The organism is Actinomadura monticuli (assembly GCF_041463655.1).
In the GTDB taxonomy this organism is placed as follows: Bacteria; Actinomycetota; Actinomycetes; order Streptosporangiales; family Streptosporangiaceae; genus Spirillospora; species Spirillospora monticuli.
Genome location: NZ_JAXCEI010000001.1, coordinates 626,911 through 645,498, shown reverse-complemented (window position 1 = coordinate 645,498; position 18,588 = coordinate 626,911). Strand labels below are relative to the sequence as shown.

19 protein-coding genes are annotated in these 18,588 nt (G+C 71.2%); 15 read left to right on the top strand and 4 right to left on the bottom strand.

From position 1 onward, the window contains the following. Position 1 precedes the first annotated feature (1 nt). Positions 2–475 (top strand): MarR family winged helix-turn-helix transcriptional regulator, encoded by a 474-nt coding sequence (locus SM611_RS03135; protein ID WP_371947239.1) that lies wholly within the window; start codon positions 2–4, stop codon positions 473–475. Positions 476–599: 124 nt separating this feature from the next. Continuing rightward, positions 600–2,126 carry a D-alanyl-D-alanine carboxypeptidase/D-alanyl-D-alanine endopeptidase gene (gene dacB, locus SM611_RS03130; RefSeq protein WP_371947238.1) on the top strand — a complete coding sequence of 509 codons (1,527 nt, stop codon included), beginning with the start codon at positions 600–602 and terminating at the stop codon, positions 2,124–2,126. 13 nt (positions 2,127–2,139) lie between these two features. Here dacB and SM611_RS03125 read toward each other — a convergent pair whose 3' ends face one another. Then, positions 2,140–2,712, bottom strand: coding sequence for a hemerythrin domain-containing protein (locus SM611_RS03125; RefSeq protein ID WP_371947237.1), 573 nt, complete (start codon positions 2,710–2,712; stop codon positions 2,140–2,142). 319 nt (positions 2,713–3,031) lie between these two features. Between SM611_RS03125 and SM611_RS03120 the strand changes: the two genes are divergently transcribed. After that, positions 3,032–3,286: a hypothetical protein gene (locus SM611_RS03120; RefSeq protein WP_371947236.1), complete on the top strand. Its 255-nt coding sequence runs from the start codon at positions 3,032–3,034 to the stop codon at positions 3,284–3,286. A 202-nt stretch (positions 3,287–3,488) separates the two neighbouring features. Here SM611_RS03120 and SM611_RS03115 read toward each other — a convergent pair whose 3' ends face one another. Beyond that, a complete protein-coding gene (locus SM611_RS03115; protein WP_371947235.1) occupies positions 3,489–3,623 on the bottom strand; it encodes a hypothetical protein in 135 nt (44 codons plus the stop codon). 217 nt (positions 3,624–3,840) lie between these two features. Here SM611_RS03115 and SM611_RS03110 point away from each other — a divergent pair, with 217 nt between their 5' ends. Both SM611_RS03110 and SM611_RS03105 read left to right on the top strand, forming a co-directional pair. Next, positions 3,841–4,266, top strand: a complete 426-nt coding sequence (locus SM611_RS03110) for a hypothetical protein (protein WP_371947234.1) — start codon at positions 3,841–3,843, stop codon at positions 4,264–4,266. A 100-nt stretch (positions 4,267–4,366) separates the two neighbouring features. After that, positions 4,367–6,448 carry an MMPL family transporter gene (locus tag SM611_RS03105; protein ID WP_371947233.1) on the top strand — a complete coding sequence of 694 codons (2,082 nt, stop codon included), beginning with the start codon at positions 4,367–4,369 and terminating at the stop codon, positions 6,446–6,448. Positions 6,449–6,494: 46 nt separating this feature from the next. On the opposite strand, the gene SM611_RS37595 is transcribed toward SM611_RS03105, so the two are convergent. Further along, positions 6,495–6,950 carry an SDR family oxidoreductase gene (locus SM611_RS37595; protein WP_443112125.1) on the bottom strand — a complete coding sequence of 152 codons (456 nt, stop codon included), beginning with the start codon at positions 6,948–6,950 and terminating at the stop codon, positions 6,495–6,497. Continuing rightward, the gene (locus SM611_RS03095; protein ID WP_371947232.1) at positions 6,929–7,327 is read right to left on the bottom strand and encodes an ATP-binding protein; all 399 of its coding nucleotides are present in this window, start codon (positions 7,325–7,327) and stop codon (positions 6,929–6,931) included. Before SM611_RS03095 ends, SM611_RS37595 begins: the two co-directional genes overlap by 22 nt. Before the next feature lie 202 nt (positions 7,328–7,529). Here SM611_RS03095 and SM611_RS03090 point away from each other — a divergent pair, with 202 nt between their 5' ends. The 10 genes from SM611_RS03090 to SM611_RS03045 all read left to right on the top strand — a co-directional run bounded on the left by SM611_RS03090 (position 7,530) and on the right by SM611_RS03045 (position 18,587). Beyond that, positions 7,530–8,336, top strand: coding sequence for a helix-turn-helix domain-containing protein (locus SM611_RS03090; protein ID WP_371947231.1), 807 nt, complete (start codon positions 7,530–7,532; stop codon positions 8,334–8,336). Beyond that, complete coding sequence (locus SM611_RS03085; RefSeq protein WP_371947230.1) at positions 8,327–8,512, top strand: DUF397 domain-containing protein; 186 nt, start codon at positions 8,327–8,329, stop codon at positions 8,510–8,512. The genes SM611_RS03090 and SM611_RS03085 overlap by 10 nt, the downstream gene beginning before the upstream one ends. Before the next feature lie 57 nt (positions 8,513–8,569). Then, positions 8,570–8,716 carry a DUF397 domain-containing protein gene (locus tag SM611_RS03080; RefSeq protein ID WP_371947229.1) on the top strand — a complete coding sequence of 49 codons (147 nt, stop codon included), beginning with the start codon at positions 8,570–8,572 and terminating at the stop codon, positions 8,714–8,716. 219 nt (positions 8,717–8,935) lie between these two features. Then, on the top strand, positions 8,936–9,373 hold the full coding sequence (locus SM611_RS03075) for a PH domain-containing protein (RefSeq protein ID WP_371947228.1): 438 nt from the start codon (positions 8,936–8,938) through the stop codon (positions 9,371–9,373). A 442-nt stretch (positions 9,374–9,815) separates the two neighbouring features. Beyond that, the gene (locus SM611_RS03070) at positions 9,816–13,517 is read left to right on the top strand and encodes a nitrate reductase subunit alpha (RefSeq protein WP_371947227.1); all 3,702 of its coding nucleotides are present in this window, start codon (positions 9,816–9,818) and stop codon (positions 13,515–13,517) included. Next, positions 13,517–15,148 carry a nitrate reductase subunit beta gene (narH, locus tag SM611_RS03065; RefSeq protein WP_371947226.1) on the top strand — a complete coding sequence of 544 codons (1,632 nt, stop codon included), beginning with the start codon at positions 13,517–13,519 and terminating at the stop codon, positions 15,146–15,148. Before SM611_RS03070 ends, narH begins: the two co-directional genes overlap by 1 nt. After that, entirely contained in the window at positions 15,145–15,768 is a 624-nt protein-coding gene (gene narJ / locus SM611_RS03060; RefSeq protein ID WP_371947225.1) for a nitrate reductase molybdenum cofactor assembly chaperone, read from the top strand. The genes narH and narJ overlap by 4 nt, the downstream gene beginning before the upstream one ends. After that, positions 15,765–16,508: a respiratory nitrate reductase subunit gamma gene (gene narI / locus SM611_RS03055; protein WP_371947224.1), complete on the top strand. Its 744-nt coding sequence runs from the start codon at positions 15,765–15,767 to the stop codon at positions 16,506–16,508. The genes narJ and narI overlap by 4 nt, the downstream gene beginning before the upstream one ends. Positions 16,509–16,510: 2 nt before the next feature. After that, complete coding sequence (locus tag SM611_RS03050) at positions 16,511–17,599, top strand: tellurite resistance/C4-dicarboxylate transporter family protein (RefSeq protein ID WP_371947223.1); 1,089 nt, start codon at positions 16,511–16,513, stop codon at positions 17,597–17,599. An 82-nt stretch (positions 17,600–17,681) separates the two neighbouring features. Beyond that, entirely contained in the window at positions 17,682–18,587 is a 906-nt protein-coding gene (locus tag SM611_RS03045) for an ABC transporter ATP-binding protein (protein ID WP_371947222.1), read from the top strand. Position 18,588 lies beyond the last annotated feature (1 nt).

The window sequence follows — 18,588 nt, the reverse complement described above, 5'->3', positions numbered from 1 at the left end:
CATGCTCGACGATCTGCTCGAACGGGTCCTCGCCGCGGACGGCGACGCCGCCGCCCGGCATGTGGGCCTCGGCATGCTGCTGGCCGCCGCGCACAGCGGGAGCCGGACGGGGATGAACGACGAGCTGCGCCCGCTGGGCATCGACGTCCGCGGGTTCTCCATGCTGCTCGCCCTGGACATGTACGGGCCGTCCAGCCAGCGGCGCCTCATCGACATGACCGGCATCGACAAGTCCACGATGGTGCGCATCATCGACGAGCTGGAGGGCGGCGGCCTCGTCCGGCGGGAGCGGGCCGCGCAGGACCGGCGGGCCTACTCGATCACCCTGACCGACGATGGCCGGCGGACGCTGGCGAGCGGGCGGCGGGCCGCCGCCGACGTGGGCGAGCGGCTCTTCGGCTGGCTCCGCCCGGACGAGCGCGACCAGCTCGTCGACCTGCTCCGCCGGCTGTCCGAGCATGCGGCCCCGCGATAGGCGGTCCCCGGCACGACGTCGTACACGCCCCCGAACCGGGACATGACCGGCCGTCCGGACGACCCGGCATGCCGGTCGTGCGGAGGTCCTTGACGGCGCCCGCGGGGAGCCTACGCTCACGATCATGCACGGTCGACCAGCGCGGATCTCGTCCATCCTGCTCGCCGGAGTCGTGGCGCTCACCGCGCCCGCCCTGCCCGCGCGGGCGTCCGCGCCCGGGGACCTGGGCGGCGACCTCGACGCGATCCTCGCCGACCCGCGGCTCGACGGCGCCGCCGTCGGCGCGGTGGTCCGCGACGCGCGGACGGGCGCGGTGCGGTACTCGCGCGGGGCGGCCACCCCGCTGCTGCCCGCCTCGAACCTGAAGATCTACACCTCCGGCGCGGCGCTGTCGCTGCTCGGCGCCGGGTACCGGTTCCAGACCAGCGTGCACGCCCGCTCGGTGTCCGGTTCGTCGGTGAAGGGGGATCTGTACCTCAGGGGGACCGGCGACCCGACGATGCGGGCCGCCGAGTACGACCGGCTGGCCGCCCGGGTCGCGGCGAAGGGCGTCAAGCGCATCGAGGGCGACCTCGTCGCGGACGACACGTGGTTCGACGCCGTCCGGACCCCGTCCCACTGGGACCCGTCCGATCTGCAGTACTACTACGCAGCGCCCATCTCCGCGCTGACGGTCTCACCGAACGACGACTTCGACGCCGGCTCCGTCAACGTGTCGGTCGGGCCGGGCGCGCGGGGGAAGCCGGTCCGGGTCGGGCTCGCGCCCGCGACCCGCGCCGTCAAGATCGACAACAGGGCGGTCACCGGCGCGCCCGGCTCGCCGTCCACGCTGGCCGTGAACCGGGCCGTCGGCAGCGACACGATCGTGGTGAGCGGGTCCTATCCGGCGGGCGCCGCGACGTACACGACCCTGCGCACGGTCAGGAAGCCGACGATGTACGCGGCGGACGTGTTCCGCCGGGCGCTGCGGGCCCACGGCGTCCAGGTCAGGGGCGGGACCGAGCGCGGCCGGACGCCCGCGGGCGCCGCCCGGATCGCGTCCCGCGCGTCCATGCCGCTGTCCCGGCTGATGGTCCCGTTCCTCAAGCTGAGCAACAACATGATCGCCGAGATCCTGGTGAAGTCGATCGGGCGGAAGGCCGGCGGCCGGGGCAGCTGGGACGCGGGCCTGCCGGTGATCGAACGGTACGCCCGCTCCCTGGGCGTCCCGTCCGGGCGGTTGACGATGGCCGACGGGTCGGGGCTGTCCCGGCTCGACCGCACGACCGCGGGCGACGTGAGCACCGTCCTCCGGAACCTGCGTCAGAAGCCGTGGTTCCCGGCCTGGTACCGGGCGCTGCCCGTCGCCGGAGACCCCGGCAGGATGGCCGGCGGCACGCTGGCCTCGCGGATGCGCGGCACGCCCGCGGCCGGCAACGTCCGCGCGAAGACGGGCACGCTGACCGGCGCCACGGCCCTGTCCGGCTACGTGACCGACCCGTCCGGGCGCCCGCTGGTCTTCTCGGTGATCCTCAACGGCTACCGGGGCGGCGCGCCCAAGGACATCGAGGACGCCATCGCGATCCGCCTCGCCGGCGGGGCGTCCACCGGCGCGGCGCGCACCGCGCGGACGGGCCAGCGGCTGGAGTGCTCCTGGACCAGGCGCTGCTGATCCCCGCTCCGGCTCAGCCCTTGTCGCGGGCGTCGCGGATCATGTCGCGGACGCGGTCGGTCACCGCCGCCATCGGCCCGGCGAACATGTTCCTGGTGGCGGATTCGACCCCGGGGTGCGGGTGCGTGGGGGCGGTGGCCTCGGCGGCGCGGACGGCGGCGGCGAAGCCTCTGAGCTGGGTGGGGCTGAACTGGTCCTTGAGCCGGTCGAACTCGTAGCGCTCCTCGGCGCGGGCGTGGGTGAGGACGTCCATGCGGAGCTTGTCGACGGACTTGAGGAAGCGCGGGTCGTCGGTGTCCATGCCGTCCAGTTCGGCCAGCAGTTCCTTGGCCTCGCGCTCCTCGGCCAGCCGGTCGTCCACGATGCCCTCGCCGCCCGGCAGGCGCCGCGCCACCGGGTGGACGATCTCCTCCTCGGCCGTCTCATGGACGGCCAGCAGCTTCACGAGCTGCCGGAAGGCGCCGGTGCGCGCGTCGCCCTCGGAGTTCATGACCTCGTCGAACAGGTCCCTGATGCGGCCGTGCTGGGCGCGCAGGAGGTCGATGACGTCCTCGGTGGTCTCGGCGTTGGCGGGTGTCGTCCGCATCGGTGCTTCCCCGTTTCCTTCGGTGAACGGCCGCCCGGACGGCGACCGGACGTGTGGGTACCCGCAGCGGGACCCGGTAAGCGAGCAGGCGGGAGATGCCGGGAAAGGTCTCGTCAGCGCCGGGGAAATCCCGCGCGGAAGCGGGCTGCCCGGGTAGGGGCGCACCTTGTGACCCGTTCCGCGACCGACAGGAGAAAGTGAACCCGATGGCCTTCAACCCGCTCGAACACCGCGGCATCCCGCTGGACGACCAACTGCGCAACTGGGCGCAGCTCGACGTGGCGCCGATCGATCCCGATCACGCCGACCCCTACACCCGGTGCCGGATCATCACGATGAACGGGATCGAGGTGGAGGCGATCATGTTCAGCCACCACTTCGCCCGGATCTGCCCGGACCCGGAGGTCAAGCACCCCACCAGCGGTTCGAGGCCTACCAGGACAAGATCAACGCCGAGCGCGGGGCGCAGGAACGCGTCATCGACGAGCACCGCGACAAGTTCGGCGACGAGTACCGCCTGGAGACCGACGGGCCCCACCCCGTCGGGCGGCTGCGCGACAAGCCCGCGACCTGAGCGGACGCGGGCGCACCGCCGGCGCGCGGGGGCGCGGCGCCGGCAACGGGACCACAGGGACCACCGGGACGTCCTGACGCCGGACGCCCGTGCAGGCCAGAGGGCCGGCCGAGGTCGCCGAGGCGGCGCTCGGCCGTCCCGCGCGCGGCGTGGAGGGCGCGCGCCGGTGCCGCACCCGCCGTGCCGTGCCGTGCGCCGGTGGCTAGAGCGGGAACAGCTTGGCGTACGGGGCCATGATCCGTACCTTCTGGGTGCCGAAGTCGACGAGCACGGCATTCGCCTCGACCTCGACGACCTGGCCGAGGCCGTACTTGTCGTGGGTGACCCGGTCCGACACGCCGAAGTGCTTGGCGGGCGGAGGCGGTGGTGGTGGTTTGAAGGGACTTGTTGGCAATGGTCGCCGCCGTGGTTTCATCATTCCCAGTATGCGCCCTCATGCATGAGCGCGGGCAGGCGGGGCACAAGTCCGGCGAGGCAACGACCGCGTTCCGGCCCAGGTGCCCGCCGGCCGAGCGCCCGCCGGCTCGGAGCATGTTCGTGATCGGAGAAAGCACATGAGCACCGTTCCCGTGCCCGCCACCCCCGGGCAGCCTCCGCACGCGGGCCGCTGGCAGCTGCCCGGCGGGCGGATCGCGGTGGGCAACGTCCGCGGGATCATCCGGGGCGCCCTCCAGTCGTGGGGGACGGGCCCGGCCACCGGCAGCCTCACCGACCGCGTCGCACCGCTGATCCAGGACCTCGTCGTGCGGGCCGCCGCCCGCTGCCGCGGGCCGCTCGTCCTGCGGCTGGAACTCCACGAGCCCGCCCGCCTGCTGCTCGGTGAGATCCACGACGCGGCCGCCGACCGGGCCGGGCCGGGCTCCCACCTCGCCGCGATCGCCGTCACCTACGGCAGGCGGCGCGCCCGCGGCGACGGGGCCGGGTGGTACACGCACGTGTTCGTCTGGCCGACCCTCGCCGCCCCTCTCGGCTACGCCTGACCAGCCCTCCCACCACCGGGCCCTTCCCGGCGATCATGTTTCGCCGCCCCTCCCGGGGAAGGTTGTGCGATGCCTGATCAATCGATAGCCGGGAAGGTGCATGTCCGTATCGCGAGCCGTCCGCTGGGCTCTGCCGGTGGTGGTGCTGCTGGTCTGGCTGGTCATCGGGGGGACCCTCGGCCCGTACGCGGGCAAACTCGGCGATGTCGCCACCAACGAGCAGTCGTCCTTCCTGCCGCAGAGCGCGGAATCGACCCGGGTCCTCGAACAGGAGGCCGCGTTCGAGACGAACCAGACGATCCCCGCGATCGTCGTGTGGACGTCCCAGGACGGCACCGTCTCACCTGACCAGCGTGCGGCGGCCGAGCGGGCGCTGGCCTCCATGCGGGACGTCCCGTACGTCACGGGCGCGCCGTCCCCGGTCGTGCCGTCGAAGGACGGCGTGGCGCTGACCGGCGTCGTGCAGGTCCGGTCCGACGTCGGCGAGCACAGCGCCGGCACGGTCGACCGCATCCGCGACACCGCCGCCCAGGTGCCCGGCACCATCGCCTACGTGGCGGGCCCCGCCGCGACCCAGGCCGACCTCAGCGACGCGTTCGCCGGCATCGACACGCTGCTCATCGGCGTGGCGGTCCTCGTCGTCCTGCTGATCCTGCTGCTGGTGTACCGGAGCCTGCTGCTCCCCTTCGTGATCATCTTCGGCTCCGTGTTCGCCCTCGGGCTCGCCAGCGCGATCGCCTACTACCTGGCGAAACGCGGGACGGTGACGGTGGACGGCCAGGTGCAGGGCATCCTGTCGATCCTGGTCATCGGCGCCTGCACCGACTACGCGCTGCTGCTGTCGGCCCGGTTCCGCGAGGAACTCGCCGCCGGCGGGACGCGGATGTCGGCGCTCTGGTCCGCGTGGCGCCGCTCGGCCGGGGCCATCGCCGCCAGCGCCGGCACCGTCGCCATGGGGCTGATCGCGCTGCTGCTCAGCGACCTGTCCAACAACCGGGCGCTCGGTCCGGTCGGCGCCATCGGCATCGCCTGCTCTCTGCTGAGCGCGCTCACCTTCCTCCCCGCCGTCCTGCTCCTGCTCGGACGGTCGGTCTACTGGCCCGCCCGGCCCCACCCCGACCGTGCCGGCGCGTCCCGGCACCGGGTCTGGGAGCGGATCGCGAGCCTGCTCGCCCGGCACCCGCGCCGCGTGTGGGCGAGCTGCCTGATCGTCCTGGTCGCCTTCGCCGCGTTCATGCCCACCCTGCGCACGGAGGGGGTGCCGCTGTCGGAGACGTTCGTTGGCGAGGCCCGGTCGGTGACGGCGCAGGACGTCCTGAACGCGCACTTTCCCGGCGGCTCGGGCAACCCGGCGGTCGTCCTCACCAACGCCGGGGCGCTGCCGCGGGTCGTCGCCACCGCGGAGCGCACCGAGGGCGTCTCCGGGGTGATGCCCCGCATCCAGGCCGGCGCGCCGCTCGTCGTCGACGGCCGCGCCCTCGTGGACGTCACCCTGACCGCCGCCGCCGACACCGAAGCCGCCCGGCAGACCGTGGAGCGCCTGCGCGACGGCCTGCACGCCGTCCCCGGCGCGGACGCGCTCGTCGGCGGCTACACCGCCCAGCAGGCCGACACCCTGGCCGCCGCCCAGCACGACCGCAACGTCATCATCCCGGTCGTCCTCGGCATCATCGTCGTGATCCTGGTGGCGCTGCTCCGCTCGCTCGTGATGCCGCTGCTGCTCGTCGCCACCGTCGCGCTCAACTACCTGGCCACGCTCGGCGTCGCCGCGCTGGTGTTCCAGCATCTGCTCGGCTTCACCGCGACCGACCCGTCGGTGCCGCTGTACGGGTTCGTGTTCCTCGTCGCCCTCGGCGTCGACTACAACATCTTCCTGATGACCCGCGCGCGCGAGGAGTCACTGCGGCACGGCCCGCGCGACGGCGTCCTGCGCGGCCTCACCGCGACCGGCGGCGTCATCACCTCGGCGGGCGTCGTCCTCGCCGCGACCTTCGCCGCCCTCGTCGTCATCCCGCTGGCGTTCCTCGTCCAGATCGCCTTCATCGTCGCCTTCGGCGTCCTGATGGACACCCTCCTCGTCCGCTCCCTCCTCGTCCCCGCCCTGGTCCGCGACGCGGGCCCCCGCACCTGGTGGCCCAGCCGGCTCTCCCGTGCAGAGCCGACGGGGAAGGCGTCATCGTGAGCGCCCGCTCGCGGTCGGGCGCAGCGGTGAACACCGGCGTTCGCGTTCAGACGGCGCTGCGGCCACCGTCGGCGTTGAGGATCACGCCGTGCAGGAAGCTGGCCTCGTCCCCGGCGAGGTAGGCGACGGTGCGCGCGATCTCCATGGGGTCGGCGCGGCGTGCCGGAGCGCGGGAGGCGAGCTTTTCCAGCGCCTGCACCCCGGACTGTTCCCGCGTTCCCTCGGTGTAGGTGGGGCCGGGGCGACGGCGTTGACGCGCACTCCGCGGGGTCCGTACTCGGCCGCCCAGCACCTGGTCAGCGCGTTGAGCGCGGCTTTGCTGGAGGCGCAGATGGACGAGCCGACTCGAAACGTTCACGACCGCGCCGCGCCCGCGTTGATCTGCGGCGAGTTGTTGTTTTGGGCGTGCGGATAACAACAACACGCCGCAGATCAACGTTAGGCGCGGGACGCGCAGCAGGTGGCGTCCGGCCTGGACGTTCAGCGGGTGCAGCGGGCCCATACGACCTTTCCTTCCTCGTTGAGCGGCCGGACGCCCCAGTCGTGGACGAGCTGCTCCATCAGCAGCAGGCCGCGCCCGCTCTCGGCGTCGTCGTCCTCGCCCCGGACGACAGGCCGGCCCGCGCCCACGTCCCACACCTCGATCAGGACCAGGTCGTCGCGCTTGTCGGGACGGACCTGGACGACGATGTATCCGGTACCGACGTGCTGCCAGGAATTGGTGACCAATTCGCTGACCACGACCTGCCCGACGTAATCGTCGGCGATCCCGAGCTCTCGGTAGCGCTCGGCCAGGTAGCGGCGCGCCAGCGAGGGCGCTCGATCGGACGGCTCAAGCACCAAGGGCGGAGCCTCGGGCGTGAGAAGCGCTGCGAGCATCGGTGAACCCCTCCAGCCTGGACGGCGGGTGATCCCGAACGGGCCATCCCGCCGAAACGGAAGTACCCGCCGCTATCACCCTGTGTTACTGACCGACCACCATCCAGCCATGCAACGCCGTAGGATCTCAGGAGAGTCGCTTAGTAGCCACATTCGGTTAGCAGCTAATAGCGCGCTACTAGCATCAGCGAGGAGAGCAGCCATGTCCGCATCTGGTGGCGTCCGGCCGAGGATCGACCCCGAGCTGGTCGGTTTCGGGACGGTGGTGAAGCGGTGCCGTGAGGCGGCGGGGATCAAGCAAGGCCAGTTGGCGGACCTCGTCAACGTCGCACGCTCCTACATCAGCCACGTCGAGTGCGGGCGTACCAAGTGCCGCCGAGACTTCGCCGAACGCGTCGACAACGTGCTGAACGCCGGGGGCGACATCACCCAGGCATGGGACGACCTCTTGGAGCAGATCAAGCAGGTCAGATACCCGACCCACTTCGTGGCCTTCCCGAAGGTCGAGGCATCGGCCGACCAACTGCGGGTGTATGAGAGCTATCTCGTCTATGGGCTATTTCAGACGGAGGCGTATGCTCGTGTCCTACTGGTCGATGATGATGCGGTAGCTACCCGGATGAAGCGCCAGGCGCTCTTGTCCAGGACACCCCGCCCGATGATCAGCGTGGTGATGGAGGAGAGCGTCCTGTACCGGCAGGTCGGCTCCAAGGAGGTCATGCACGAGCAGCTCGAGTACTTGATCGAGCTCTCCTTGCGGGAAGGTATCTTCTTGCAGATCGCCAGGACCGCCTATTACCGAGGTGTGCGAGCATCATTCACTATTGCAACTCAATCCGACCGGAGCGAGATCGGCTATGTCGTCAAAGCTACGGGAGGTGAAACCACCCGTGACCCTTCAGAGCTTGCGAAAGTTAGCGAAGTGATGCACACGTTGACGGCGCAGTCGCTCAACACGGAGGACTCGCGAGCACTGATGAGAAAGGTGATCAAGGAAAGATGGACCTGAGCAGGGTAATCTGGCGCAAGGCATCTCGTAGCCACGACGACGGAGACCAATGCGTTGAAGTTGCATCACTCTATGATCTCGTGGCGATCCGGGACAGCAAAGATCCCGATGGCCACAATTTCATCATCAGTCGCAGCGATTTCCGGCACATCGCCAACGCTCTCAAGAACCTTTGAATTTATTCGCGGGCGGCCTATGGCGGTCGGCAGGCCGGTCGCTGATGAAGAGAGGTGATGGGTGGGACGGACGTGGGCAAGGTCGTGTGGCGTAAGTCCTTCCGAAGCAGCGGGCAAGGTGATGTCTGCGTCGAGCTGGCGACGATTTCAAGTCTCGTGGCCGTCGTGACGGCAAGGACCCCTCCGGCCCCGTCCTCCTGCTGACCCGCGCGGCACTGCGGACGGCCGTCCAGTCCGCCGCCGACACCCACTGACGGCCCGGCACCGACCACCCCGGCGACCGAGAGCCGCCGAGCGGCGGCGACTCGCCCCGTGCTCCGACCCGGACGACCTGCCGCCCCCACCCTGTCCACGGGCAGCCCAGCGCTCGTCCACGTGTCCCGAGGCAACCCCGGCCGAGCGACTCCTATTCGATGAGGGACGATGGAAGATCGTGTACAACTGCGTAATGGAGCGCGGCGCCAGTTCTTGGGCCTTGTGCTGGCGATGAATATCGCATTGTGGTTCTCCGTCGGTGTGATCGCCGTGCAAGGGAAGGACGTCGACACTCCATCTGTGGTGGTGCTCGTTGTCACTCTTCTTCTGCTCGTCAAGTTCTGGAGGTCTGGGACCGCCGTCTCGGCGGATGGGGTAGAGATCAGAAAATTCTTCGGTGGACGTTCAGTCGCCTGGCGCGACATCTCTGACATATCCGTCGCCCATCACGGAAAGTGGCGTCACGTTGCCATACGAACGAACGGTGGGGACCTGCTGAAGCTCTCCGCGCCGGCCGACTGGTGGCCGAGGCGGGACGCCTTTTTCGATGAGGGTCTTCAAGAGATCATGCGGCGCTGGGAGAAGCACGGTACCGAGTCCACCTGACCGATGCCCGGCCTGCGATTTGCGGCGAACAACGGTCGAGGACGTCGTCGGCCTCACCGGCGTCGGCGGGCGGATCGAACGGCCGCGCGGTGGTGGCCGGCGTCTTTCGCCCTGCTGGACGATGCCGGCCCTCGCGGGCGAAGTCCTCGCCGGCCGGGTGACGCACGCGCATACACCGACACCGCGATCAACACCCTCGCCCTAGCCCTCCGGACCACCCTGCCGACGTGACTTCTGGACCTCTTGGGCGATCCCGGCATTTACTACCCCGCCGTCAGCTCCGAGTACAACGCGAGCCCCAGGCGACATCTCACCGCTGGTGCGAGGCGGGGCATTTTTGCATCGAGGTTCGGTAGATAGGGCGGCTCGGTGGTTCGGCGCCGTCCGGGGCGGGTAGTCGTGATCAAGCACACACTCCCCCCGGGTTCGCGAGGGGAGTCGCATGTCCACGGACCGCGGGTCGCTGGCGCCCCTGCTTCCGATGGGGGAGCCGGTCGAGGGGCTGCTGCGGAAGGCGCAGTACTTCGTGCCGGGGACGGCGTCCGGCGACCACCGGGAGGTGCACCGGGAGGGCGGGCGCGGCGCCGAGGAGTTCTACCGGGAGCGGTGGCGGCATGACCGGGAGGTGCGGTCCACCCACGGGGTGAACTGCACGGGGTCGTGCTCGTGGAAGGTGTACGTCAAGGACGGCATCATCACGTGGGAGACGCAGCAGACGGATTACCCGTCGGTCGGCCCCGAATCGCCGGAGTACGAGCCGCGCGGCTGCCCGCGCGGGGCGTCGTTCTCCTGGTACACCTACTCGCCGTCCCGGGTGCGGTACCCGTACGTGCGGGGGCCGCTGCTGGCGATGTGGCGGGAGGCGCGGGAGCGGACGGGGGACCCGGTCGCCGCCTGGGCGGAGATCACCGGGGACCCCGGCAGGACGGCGCTCTACAAGGGGGCGCGGGGGAAGGGCGGGTTCGTCCGGGCGTCGTGGCCCGAGGTGACCGAGCTGATCGCCGCCGCCCATGTGCACACGGTCAAGGAGTACGGGCCCGACCGGGTGGTCGGGTTCTCGCCCATCCCGGCGATGTCGCCGGTCTCGTACGCGGCGGGCACCCGGTTCCTGTCGATGATCGGCGGGACGATCCTGTCGTTCTACGACTGGTACGCCGACATGCCGATCGCGTCGCCGCAGGTCTTCGGGGACCAGACGGACGTCCCCGAGTCCGGCGACTGGTGGAACGCGTCGTACCTGGTCATCTGGGGCACCAACCTGCCGATCACCCGGACGCCGGACGCGCACTTCATGACCGAGGCGCGCTACCGGGGCCAGAAGGTCGTGGTCGTCTCGCCCGACTTCTCCGACCACACGAAGTTCGCGGACGACTGGCTCGCGGCGGCGCCCGGCACGGACGGCGCGCTCGCGATGGCGATGGGCCACGTGGTGCTCAGCGAGTTCTTCCGCGACCGGCAGGTCCCCTACTTCACGGAGTACGTCAAGACCTACACCGATCTGCCGTTCCTCGTCACGCTGGACGAGCACGGCGGCGCCGTCCGTCCCGGCCGGTTCCTCACCGCGGGCGAGCTGGGCGACGAGGGCGCGGGCGCCGCGCACAAGCCGGTGCTGCTCGACGCGCGCACCGGTGAGCCGGTGGCGCCGAACGGGACGCTCGGGTTCCGCTTCACCGCGGAGGGCGAGGGCAGGTGGAACCTGGAGCTGGGCGACGTCGACCCGGTGCTGAGCCTGTACGGGCGGCACGAGGAGGCGGTGCCGGTCGACCTGCCGCGCTTCGACGCCGGCGCCACCGAGGGCGGGGACGCGATCCGGCGCGGGGTGCCGGCCGTCCGGGTCGGCGGACGGCTCGTCACGACGGTGTTCGACCTGCTGATGGCGCAGTACGCGGTCCGGCGGGACGGGCTTCCGGGCGAGTGGCCGGACGGCTACGGCGACGCCGCGCACCCCTACACCCCGGCCTGGCAGGAGCGGATCACCTCGGTGCCGGCCGCCGCCGCGACCCGGGTGGCGCGGGAGTTCGCCCGCAACGCCGAGCTGTCGCGCGGCCGGTCGATGATCTGCATGGGGGCCGGCACCAACCACTGGTACCACTCCGACCAGATCTACCGGACGTTCTTCACGCTCACGATGCTGTGCGGCTGCCAGGGCGTGAACGGCGGCGGCTGGGCGCACTACGTCGGGCAGGAGAAGGTCCGCCCGCTCACCGGCTTCCAGCAGACCGCGTTCGCGCTGGACTGGCAGCGCCCGACCCGGCACATGACCGGCACGTCGTTCTTCTACCTGCACACCGACCAGTGGCGGTACGAGAGCTTCGGCGCCGGGGAGCTGGCCAGCCCGCTCGGCCGCGGTCTGTTCGAGGGCCGGTCGTTCGCCGACTGCCTCGCGCAGGCGTCCCGGCTGGGCTGGACGCCGTCGCATCCGGCGTTCGACCGCAACCCGCTCGACCTCGCCGACGAGGCGGCGGAGGCGGGACGTCCCGTCGCCGACCACGTCGTGGACGAGCTGCGGTCGGGGCGGCTGAAGTGGGCCGGGGAGGATCCGGACGCGCCGGAGAACTGGCCGCGGGTGATGACGATCTGGCGGGCCAACGTCCTCGGCTCGTCCGGCAAGGGCATGGAGTACTTCATGCGGCACCTCCTCGGGACGGACGACGCCGTCCGCGCCGAGGAGTCGCCCGAGCATCTGCGCCCGGCCGGGGTGACCTGGCGGGACGAGGCGCCGCGCGGCAAGCTCGACCTGCTCACCACCATGGACTTCCGGATGACGAGTTCGTGCACGTACTCCGACGTCGTCCTGCCGGCGGCCACCTGGTACGAGAAGCACGACCTGTCGACGACCGACATGCACCCGTTCGTGCACTCGTTCAACCCGGCGATCTCACCGCCGTGGGAGTCGCGCACCGACTTCGACGCGTTCCGCCTCATCGCCGAGGAGTTCTCGCGGCTCGCCGCCGACCACCTCGGCACCCGCACCGACGTGGTCCCGGTGCCGCTGATGCACGACAGCCCGGACGAGACGGCGCAGCCGGGCGGCCGGGTCCTCGACTGGACGGCCGGCGAGTGCGCGCCCGTCCCCGGCGTGACCATGCCGAAGCTGGTGGCCATCGAGCGCGACTACACGGCGGTCGCGGCGAAGATGGCGGCGCTCGGCCCGCTCGTCGACACGCTCGGCACGTCCACCAAGGGCGTCACCCTGGTGCCGTCCGGCGCGGTCGACTACCTGCGCCAGTCGAACGGCGCCGTCCGCGGCGGGGTCGGCGACGGCCGCCCTTCGCTGGCCCGGGACGTGCACATGGCCGAGGCGATCCTGGCGCTGTCGGGCACCACCAACGGCCGCGTCGCGCTGCAGGGCTGGAAGGCGCTCGAGAAGCGCACCGGGATGGACCTCGCCGACCTCGCCGAAGAGCGCTCCGGCGAGCACATCTCCTTCCCCGACACGCAGGTGCAGCCGCGCGCGGTCATCACCAGCCCGGAATGGTCGGGCAGCGAGACGGGCGGGCGCCGCTACTCCCCGTTCGTCGTCAACGTCGAGCGCAAGAAGCCGTGGCACACCCTCACGGGGCGGATGCACTTCTTCCTCGACCACGACTGGATCCACGAGTACGGGGAGGCGCTGCCGACCTACCGGCCGCCGCTCGACTTCGTCCGCCACTTCGGCGAGCAGGGGCTCCGCGAGGACGGCCGGCCGGAGATCACCGTCCGGTACCTGACGCCGCACTCGAAGTGGTCGATCCACTCCGAGTACCAGGACAACCTGCACATGCTGCGGCTGTTCCGCGGCGGCCCGGTGATCTGGATGAGCCCCGCCGACGCCGCGCGGATCGGCGTCCGCGACAACGAGTGGATCGAGGCGTTCAACCGCAACGGCGTGGTCGCGTGCCGGGCCGTCGTCACCCACCGGATGCCGGAGGGCACCGTCTTCATGTACCACGCGATGGACCGGCACCTGATGACCCCGGAGTCGGAGCTGTCCGGCTGGCACGGCGGCTCCGACAACTCGCTGACCCGCCTGGTGGTCAAGCCGACCCACATGATCGGCGGCTACGGGCAGTTCAGCTACGCGTTCAACTACTACGGCCCGACCGGCAACCAGCGCGACGAGATCACGGTGATCCGCCGGCGGTCCCAGGAGGTGCGGTTCTGATGCGGCCGATGGCGCAGGTGGCGATGGTCATGAACCTCGACAAGTGCATCGGCTGCCATACCTGCTCGGTCACCTGCAAGCAGACGTGGACCAACCGTCCCGGCACCGAGTACGTGTACTTCAACAACGTCGAGACCAAGCCGGGCGCCGGCTACCCGCGCCGGTACGAGGACCAGGCCGAGTGGAAGGGCGGCTGGACGCTCGACCGCAAGGGCAGGCTGGAGCTCAAGGCGGGCGGGCGGCTGAAGAAGCTGCTGGCCATCTTCTACAACCCGAACCTGCCGTCCATCGACGACTACGGCGACCCGTGGACGTACGACTACCAGACGGTGATCGACGCCCCGCTCGGCACGCAGAACCCCAGCGCGCACGCGATCTCGGCGCTCACCGGACGCGACATGAAGCTGACGTGGGGCAGCAACTGGGACGACGACCTCGCGGGCGCCCCCGAGCACGCGATGGACGACCCCGACCTCCGCGGGATCGAGGACCGGGTCAGGATGGAGTTCGAGCGGGTCTTCATGTTCTACCTGCCGCGCATCTGCGAGCACTGCCTCAACCCGTCGTGCGTCGCGTCCTGCCCGTCCGGCGCCATGTACAAGCGGGCGGAGGACGGCATCGTCCTCGTCGACCAGGACCGCTGCCGGGGCTGGCGGTTCTGCGTGTCCGGCTGCCCGTACAAGAAGGTCTACTTCAACCACCGCACCGGCAAGGCGGAGAAGTGCACGCTCTGCTTCCCGCGCATCGAGGCCGGGCAGCCCACCATCTGCTCAGAGACGTGCGTCGGACGGCTCCGCTACCTCGGCCTGTTCCTGTACGACGCCGACCGCGTCACCGAGGCGGCGGCCACGCCCGACGAGCAGGACCTGTACGAGGCGCAGCTGTCGGTGTTCCTCGACCCGTCCGACCCGGAGGTGCGGGCGGAGGCGGCGCGCGCCGGGATCCCCTTCGACTGGATCGAGGCGGCGCAGCGGTCACCGGTCTACGAGCTGGCCGTCCGGCACCGGGTGGCGCTGCCGCTGCATCCGGAGTACCGGACGCTGCCGATGGTCTGGTACATCCCGCCGCTGTCCCCGGTCGCCGACGTCGCGCACTCGGCCGGGTACGACGAGGCCGACCCCGACAGGGTCTTCGCCACCATCGACGAGCTGCGCATCCCGGTCGAGTACCTCGCCAATCTGTTCACGGCCGGGAAGGCCGAGACGGTGCGGGACGTCCTGCGCAAGCTCGCCGCCGTCCGCGCGATCCAGCGCGCCGGGCAGCTCGGGCTCGACCTCGCCGACGACCTGCCCGCGTCCGTCGGATCGACCGCCGACGAGCTGGACGACCTGTACCGGCTCCTCGCCATCGCCAAGTACGAGGACCGCTACGTCATCCCCAAGGCCCACGCCGAAGACGCCGGACGCCTGATGGCCCAGCACGAGCAGCTCTTCTGCAGCCTCGACGGCGAGGGCGGCCCCGGCATGGGCGGGCAGGGGCCGCCGCCGAGCGTGGAGAGCTTCCATCCCGGCGAGGTCCGCGGCGGCGCGGGCACGTTCAAGGGCGGCGACGGCAGGACGCACTTCAACCTGCTCGGCTGGGACGGACGCGGCGACGCGCCCCACCTCTTCCCGGAGGGGGACGCCCAGTGAACGATGACGCCTGCAAGCTCGCCTCGGTCCTGCTGCAATGCCCGACGATGGCGCTGTTCGAGGGGCTCGACGCCCTCGACGCCGCCGCGTCCGGCGTCCGCCCGAAGGCGTCCCGGGAGGCGTTCGGGCGGTTCCTCGGCTGGCTGCGCGCCACCCCGCCCACCGAGGTCGCGCAGCACTACGTCGAGACGTTCGACCTGCGGCGCCGCTGCGCCCTCTACCTGACCTACCACCGGCACGGCGACACCCGCCGGCGCGGGATGGCGCTGCTGGCGTTCAAGACCGCCTACCGCGCTGCGGGGTTCCGGCCGTCCGACGACGAGCTGCCCGACTACCTGCCGCTCGTCCTCGACTTCGCGGCGCTGAGCCCGGACGGCGCGAAGCTGCTCCGCCGGCACCGCGCCGACCTGGAGCTGCTGCGCCGGGCCCTGCGCGAGGCGGGCACCCCGTACGCCGACCTCGCCGAGGCGGTGTGCGCGCGGCTGCCGGGCCTCGGCCGCCGCGACCTCGCGGTGGTCCGGCGGGCCTGGGAGGACGGGCCCCCCGAGGAGGAGGTGGGGCTCGAACCGTTCGCCCCGCCGCAGTACCTGGACGGAACCGGAGCGGGGGCGCGGCGATGACCAGCTGGGACCTGTGGTGGTGGGTGATCCTGCCCTACGCGGCGATGATCGTTTTCGTGGTGGGGCACATCTGGCGCTGGCGCTACGACCAGTTCGGCTGGACGAGCCGCTCCACCCAGCTCCAGGAGCGCCGCCTCCTCAAATGGGGCGCGCCGCTGTTCCACTACGCCACCTTCGCCGCCATCGCCGGCCACGTCATCGGCATCCTCATCCCGAAGTCGTTCACCGAATGGCTCGGCATCCCCGAACGCGCCTACACGCTGTTCTCCGGCATCGCCGGCTCCGTCGCGGCGATCGGCGTCCTCATCGGCGCCGGCATCCTGATCTTCCGGCGGATGGGGGTGCCGCGCGTCCGCGCGACCACCAGCGCGGTCGACTACCTCGCGCTGGTCCTGCTCGGCATCATCAGCGTGCTCGGCATCTACCTGACGCTCGGCGTGCAGCAGTTCGGCGGCGGCTACGACTACCGGAACACGGTGTCCCCGTGGTTCCGCAGCCTGTTCGCCGGCACCCCCGACCACCGGGCGATCGGCGCCGCGCCGGCGATGTACCAGGTGCACGCCACCGCCGCCTGGATGATCTTCGCGGTGTGGCCGTTCAGCCGGCTCGTCCACGCGTGGAGCTACCCGCTGTGGTACCTGTGGCGCCCCTACGTCGTCTACCGCGAGCGCCGCGCCGGCCCGCCCCCCGAGCCGGGCACCGGTGGACGGAAGTGGCGCAAGATCGGCGTACCGTACTAGATGTGCGAAATGACCAGCTGGTCGCGCGTCGTGGCGCGCGCCGGGAAGCGGTCACCCGGGCGGTGCGGGGCCTCAACCCCGGCTACTTCGCGCTGGTGATGGGCACCGGCATCGTGTCGATCGGCGTCAACACCAACGGGCTGACCCTGCTGTCCGGCACGCTGATGTGGCTCGCCGTCCTCTGCTACGCCGTCCTCGTCGCGGCGACCGCGTGGCGGGCCCTCGCGTTCCGCGCCGACCTCCGGGCCGACTTCACCGATCCGCGGCGCGGCTTCGGGTTCTTCACGTTCGTCGCGGGGACCGACGTCCTCGGCACGCGGATCGCCGGGACCGGGCAGCACGGCATCGCGCTCTGCCTGCTCGTCGTCGGCGGCCTCAGCTGGCTCGTCCTCGGCTACGTCGTGCCCTGGACGGCCGTGCTCGGACGCGAGGACCGTCCCGTCGTGGCCGGCGCCAACGGGACGTGGTTCATCTGGGTGGTCGCCAGCCAGTCCGTGGCGGTGCTCGCCGCCGCGCTGGAGCCGTCCGCGCAGACGGCCCGCTCCGCGCTCGCGCTGCTCGCCGTCTGCTCCTGGTCGGTCGGCGCGATCCTCTACGCCGCCGCCGGCGTGTTCGTCGCCGCGCGGATGCTGCTCTACCCGCTGCGCCCCGTCGACCTGACGCCGCCGTACTGGGTCGCGATGGGCGCCACGGCCATCACCGTCGTGGCCGGCGCCCGGATCGTGGAGATGGCCGAGGCGCCGATGGTCAACGCCACCCGCGGATTGATCGCCGGAACGTCCGTCGTGTTCTGGGCGTTCGGGAGCTGGCTCATCCTCCCGCTGGTCGCCGCCGGATGGTGGCGGCACGTGAAGCACCGCGTGCCGCTGCGGTACGAGGCGACGCTGTGGAGCATCGTGTTCCCCCTCGGCATGTACGGCGTCGCGGGGCAGTACCTCGGCCGGGCGGACAGCCTCCCCATCGTCGAGTCGATCGGCGCCCATGAGACCTGGATAGCCCTGGCCGCCTGGACCCTCACGTTCGCCGCGATGCTCGTCCACCTGACCCGGACCCTGGTCTTCCCGCGGCCGGTGGGCGCCGCGGAGTCGTAGCGGGCCGTCAACCGATCGGATGATGGCCGGACGAGCGGCCCGGGCGATGTGCGCGGGCACCGTCCGGGACGATCCTCGAAGCATGCCGATCATCGAAGTCAGCGGCCTGCGCAAGGTCTACGGCGGCCGTCCCGTGGTGGACGGCGTCACCTTCTCCGTCGAAGAGGGGGAGATCTTCGGAATCCTCGGCTCGAACGGCGCGGGGAAGACGACGACCGTCGAATGCCTGGAGGGGCTGCGCGAGCCCGACGCGGGCGTCGTCCGCGTCGCCGGGCTCGACCCGCGCACCGAACGCGCGGAACTGACCGGGCTCCTCGGCGTCCAGCTCCAGGAGAGCGAACTCCAGGAGAAGCTGACCGTGCGGGAGGCGCTGGAACTCTACAGCGCCTTCTACCCGGACCCGGCGGACTGGCGCGAACTCGCCGAACGCCTCGGCATCACCGGGAAGCTCGGCACCCGCTTCGGCCGGCTGTCCGGCGGCCAGAAGCAGCGCCTGTTCATCGCCCTCGCCCTCATCGGCCGCCCCCGCGTCGTCGCGCTGGACGAGCTGACCACCGGCCTCGACCCGCGCGCCCGCCGCGACACCTGGCGGCTGATCGAGGACGTCCGCGACTCCGGCGTCACCGTCCTGCTCGTCACGCACTTCATGGAGGAGGCCCAGCGCCTCTGCGACCGGATCGCGGTGTTCAAGCGGGGCCGCATCGCGGCGCTCGACACCCCCGCCGGGCTGATCCGGCGCAGCGCCGGCGGGACCGTGCTCTCCTTCACCCCGTCGCGGCCCCTCGACGACGCCGAGCTGTCCGAGCTGCCCGAGGCCACGACGTTCGAGCGCCGGGACGGCCGCCTCACCGTCCACGGCACCGACGCGACCGTCGACGCCGTCATCGCGCTGCTCGCCCGCCGGCACGTCACCGCCCACCAGCTGCGGATCACCGACTCCACGCTGGACGACGCCTTCCTCGAACTCACCGCAGAGCAGGAGAACTGAC

Coding starts and splice junctions, on each gene's coding strand:
- dacB (WP_371947238.1), top strand. CDS start 600: ATGCACGGTCGACCAGCGCGGATCTCGTCCATCCTGCTCGCCGGAGTC.
- narI (WP_371947224.1), top strand. CDS start 15,765: ATGACCAGCTGGGACCTGTGGTGGTGGGTGATCCTGCCCTACGCGGCG.
- SM611_RS03085 (WP_371947230.1), top strand. CDS start 8,327: ATGGACCTGAGCAGGGTAATCTGGCGCAAGGCATCTCGTAGCCACGAC.
- SM611_RS03070 (WP_371947227.1), top strand. CDS start 9,816: ATGTCCACGGACCGCGGGTCGCTGGCGCCCCTGCTTCCGATGGGGGAG.
- SM611_RS03075 (WP_371947228.1), top strand. CDS start 8,936: ATGGAAGATCGTGTACAACTGCGTAATGGAGCGCGGCGCCAGTTCTTG.
- SM611_RS03090 (WP_371947231.1), top strand. CDS start 7,530: ATGTCCGCATCTGGTGGCGTCCGGCCGAGGATCGACCCCGAGCTGGTC.
- SM611_RS37595 (WP_443112125.1), bottom strand. CDS start 6,950: ATGGGCCCGCTGCACCCGCTGAACGTCCAGGCCGGACGCCACCTGCTG.
- SM611_RS03105 (WP_371947233.1), top strand. CDS start 4,367: ATGTCCGTATCGCGAGCCGTCCGCTGGGCTCTGCCGGTGGTGGTGCTG.
- narH (WP_371947226.1), top strand. CDS start 13,517: ATGCGGCCGATGGCGCAGGTGGCGATGGTCATGAACCTCGACAAGTGC.
- SM611_RS03110 (WP_371947234.1), top strand. CDS start 3,841: ATGAGCACCGTTCCCGTGCCCGCCACCCCCGGGCAGCCTCCGCACGCG.
- SM611_RS03080 (WP_371947229.1), top strand. CDS start 8,570: ATGGGTGGGACGGACGTGGGCAAGGTCGTGTGGCGTAAGTCCTTCCGA.
- SM611_RS03095 (WP_371947232.1), bottom strand. CDS start 7,327: ATGCTCGCAGCGCTTCTCACGCCCGAGGCTCCGCCCTTGGTGCTTGAG.
- SM611_RS03125 (WP_371947237.1), bottom strand. CDS start 2,712: ATGCGGACGACACCCGCCAACGCCGAGACCACCGAGGACGTCATCGAC.
- SM611_RS03045 (WP_371947222.1), top strand. CDS start 17,682: ATGCCGATCATCGAAGTCAGCGGCCTGCGCAAGGTCTACGGCGGCCGT.
- SM611_RS03135 (WP_371947239.1), top strand. CDS start 2: ATGCTCGACGATCTGCTCGAACGGGTCCTCGCCGCGGACGGCGACGCC.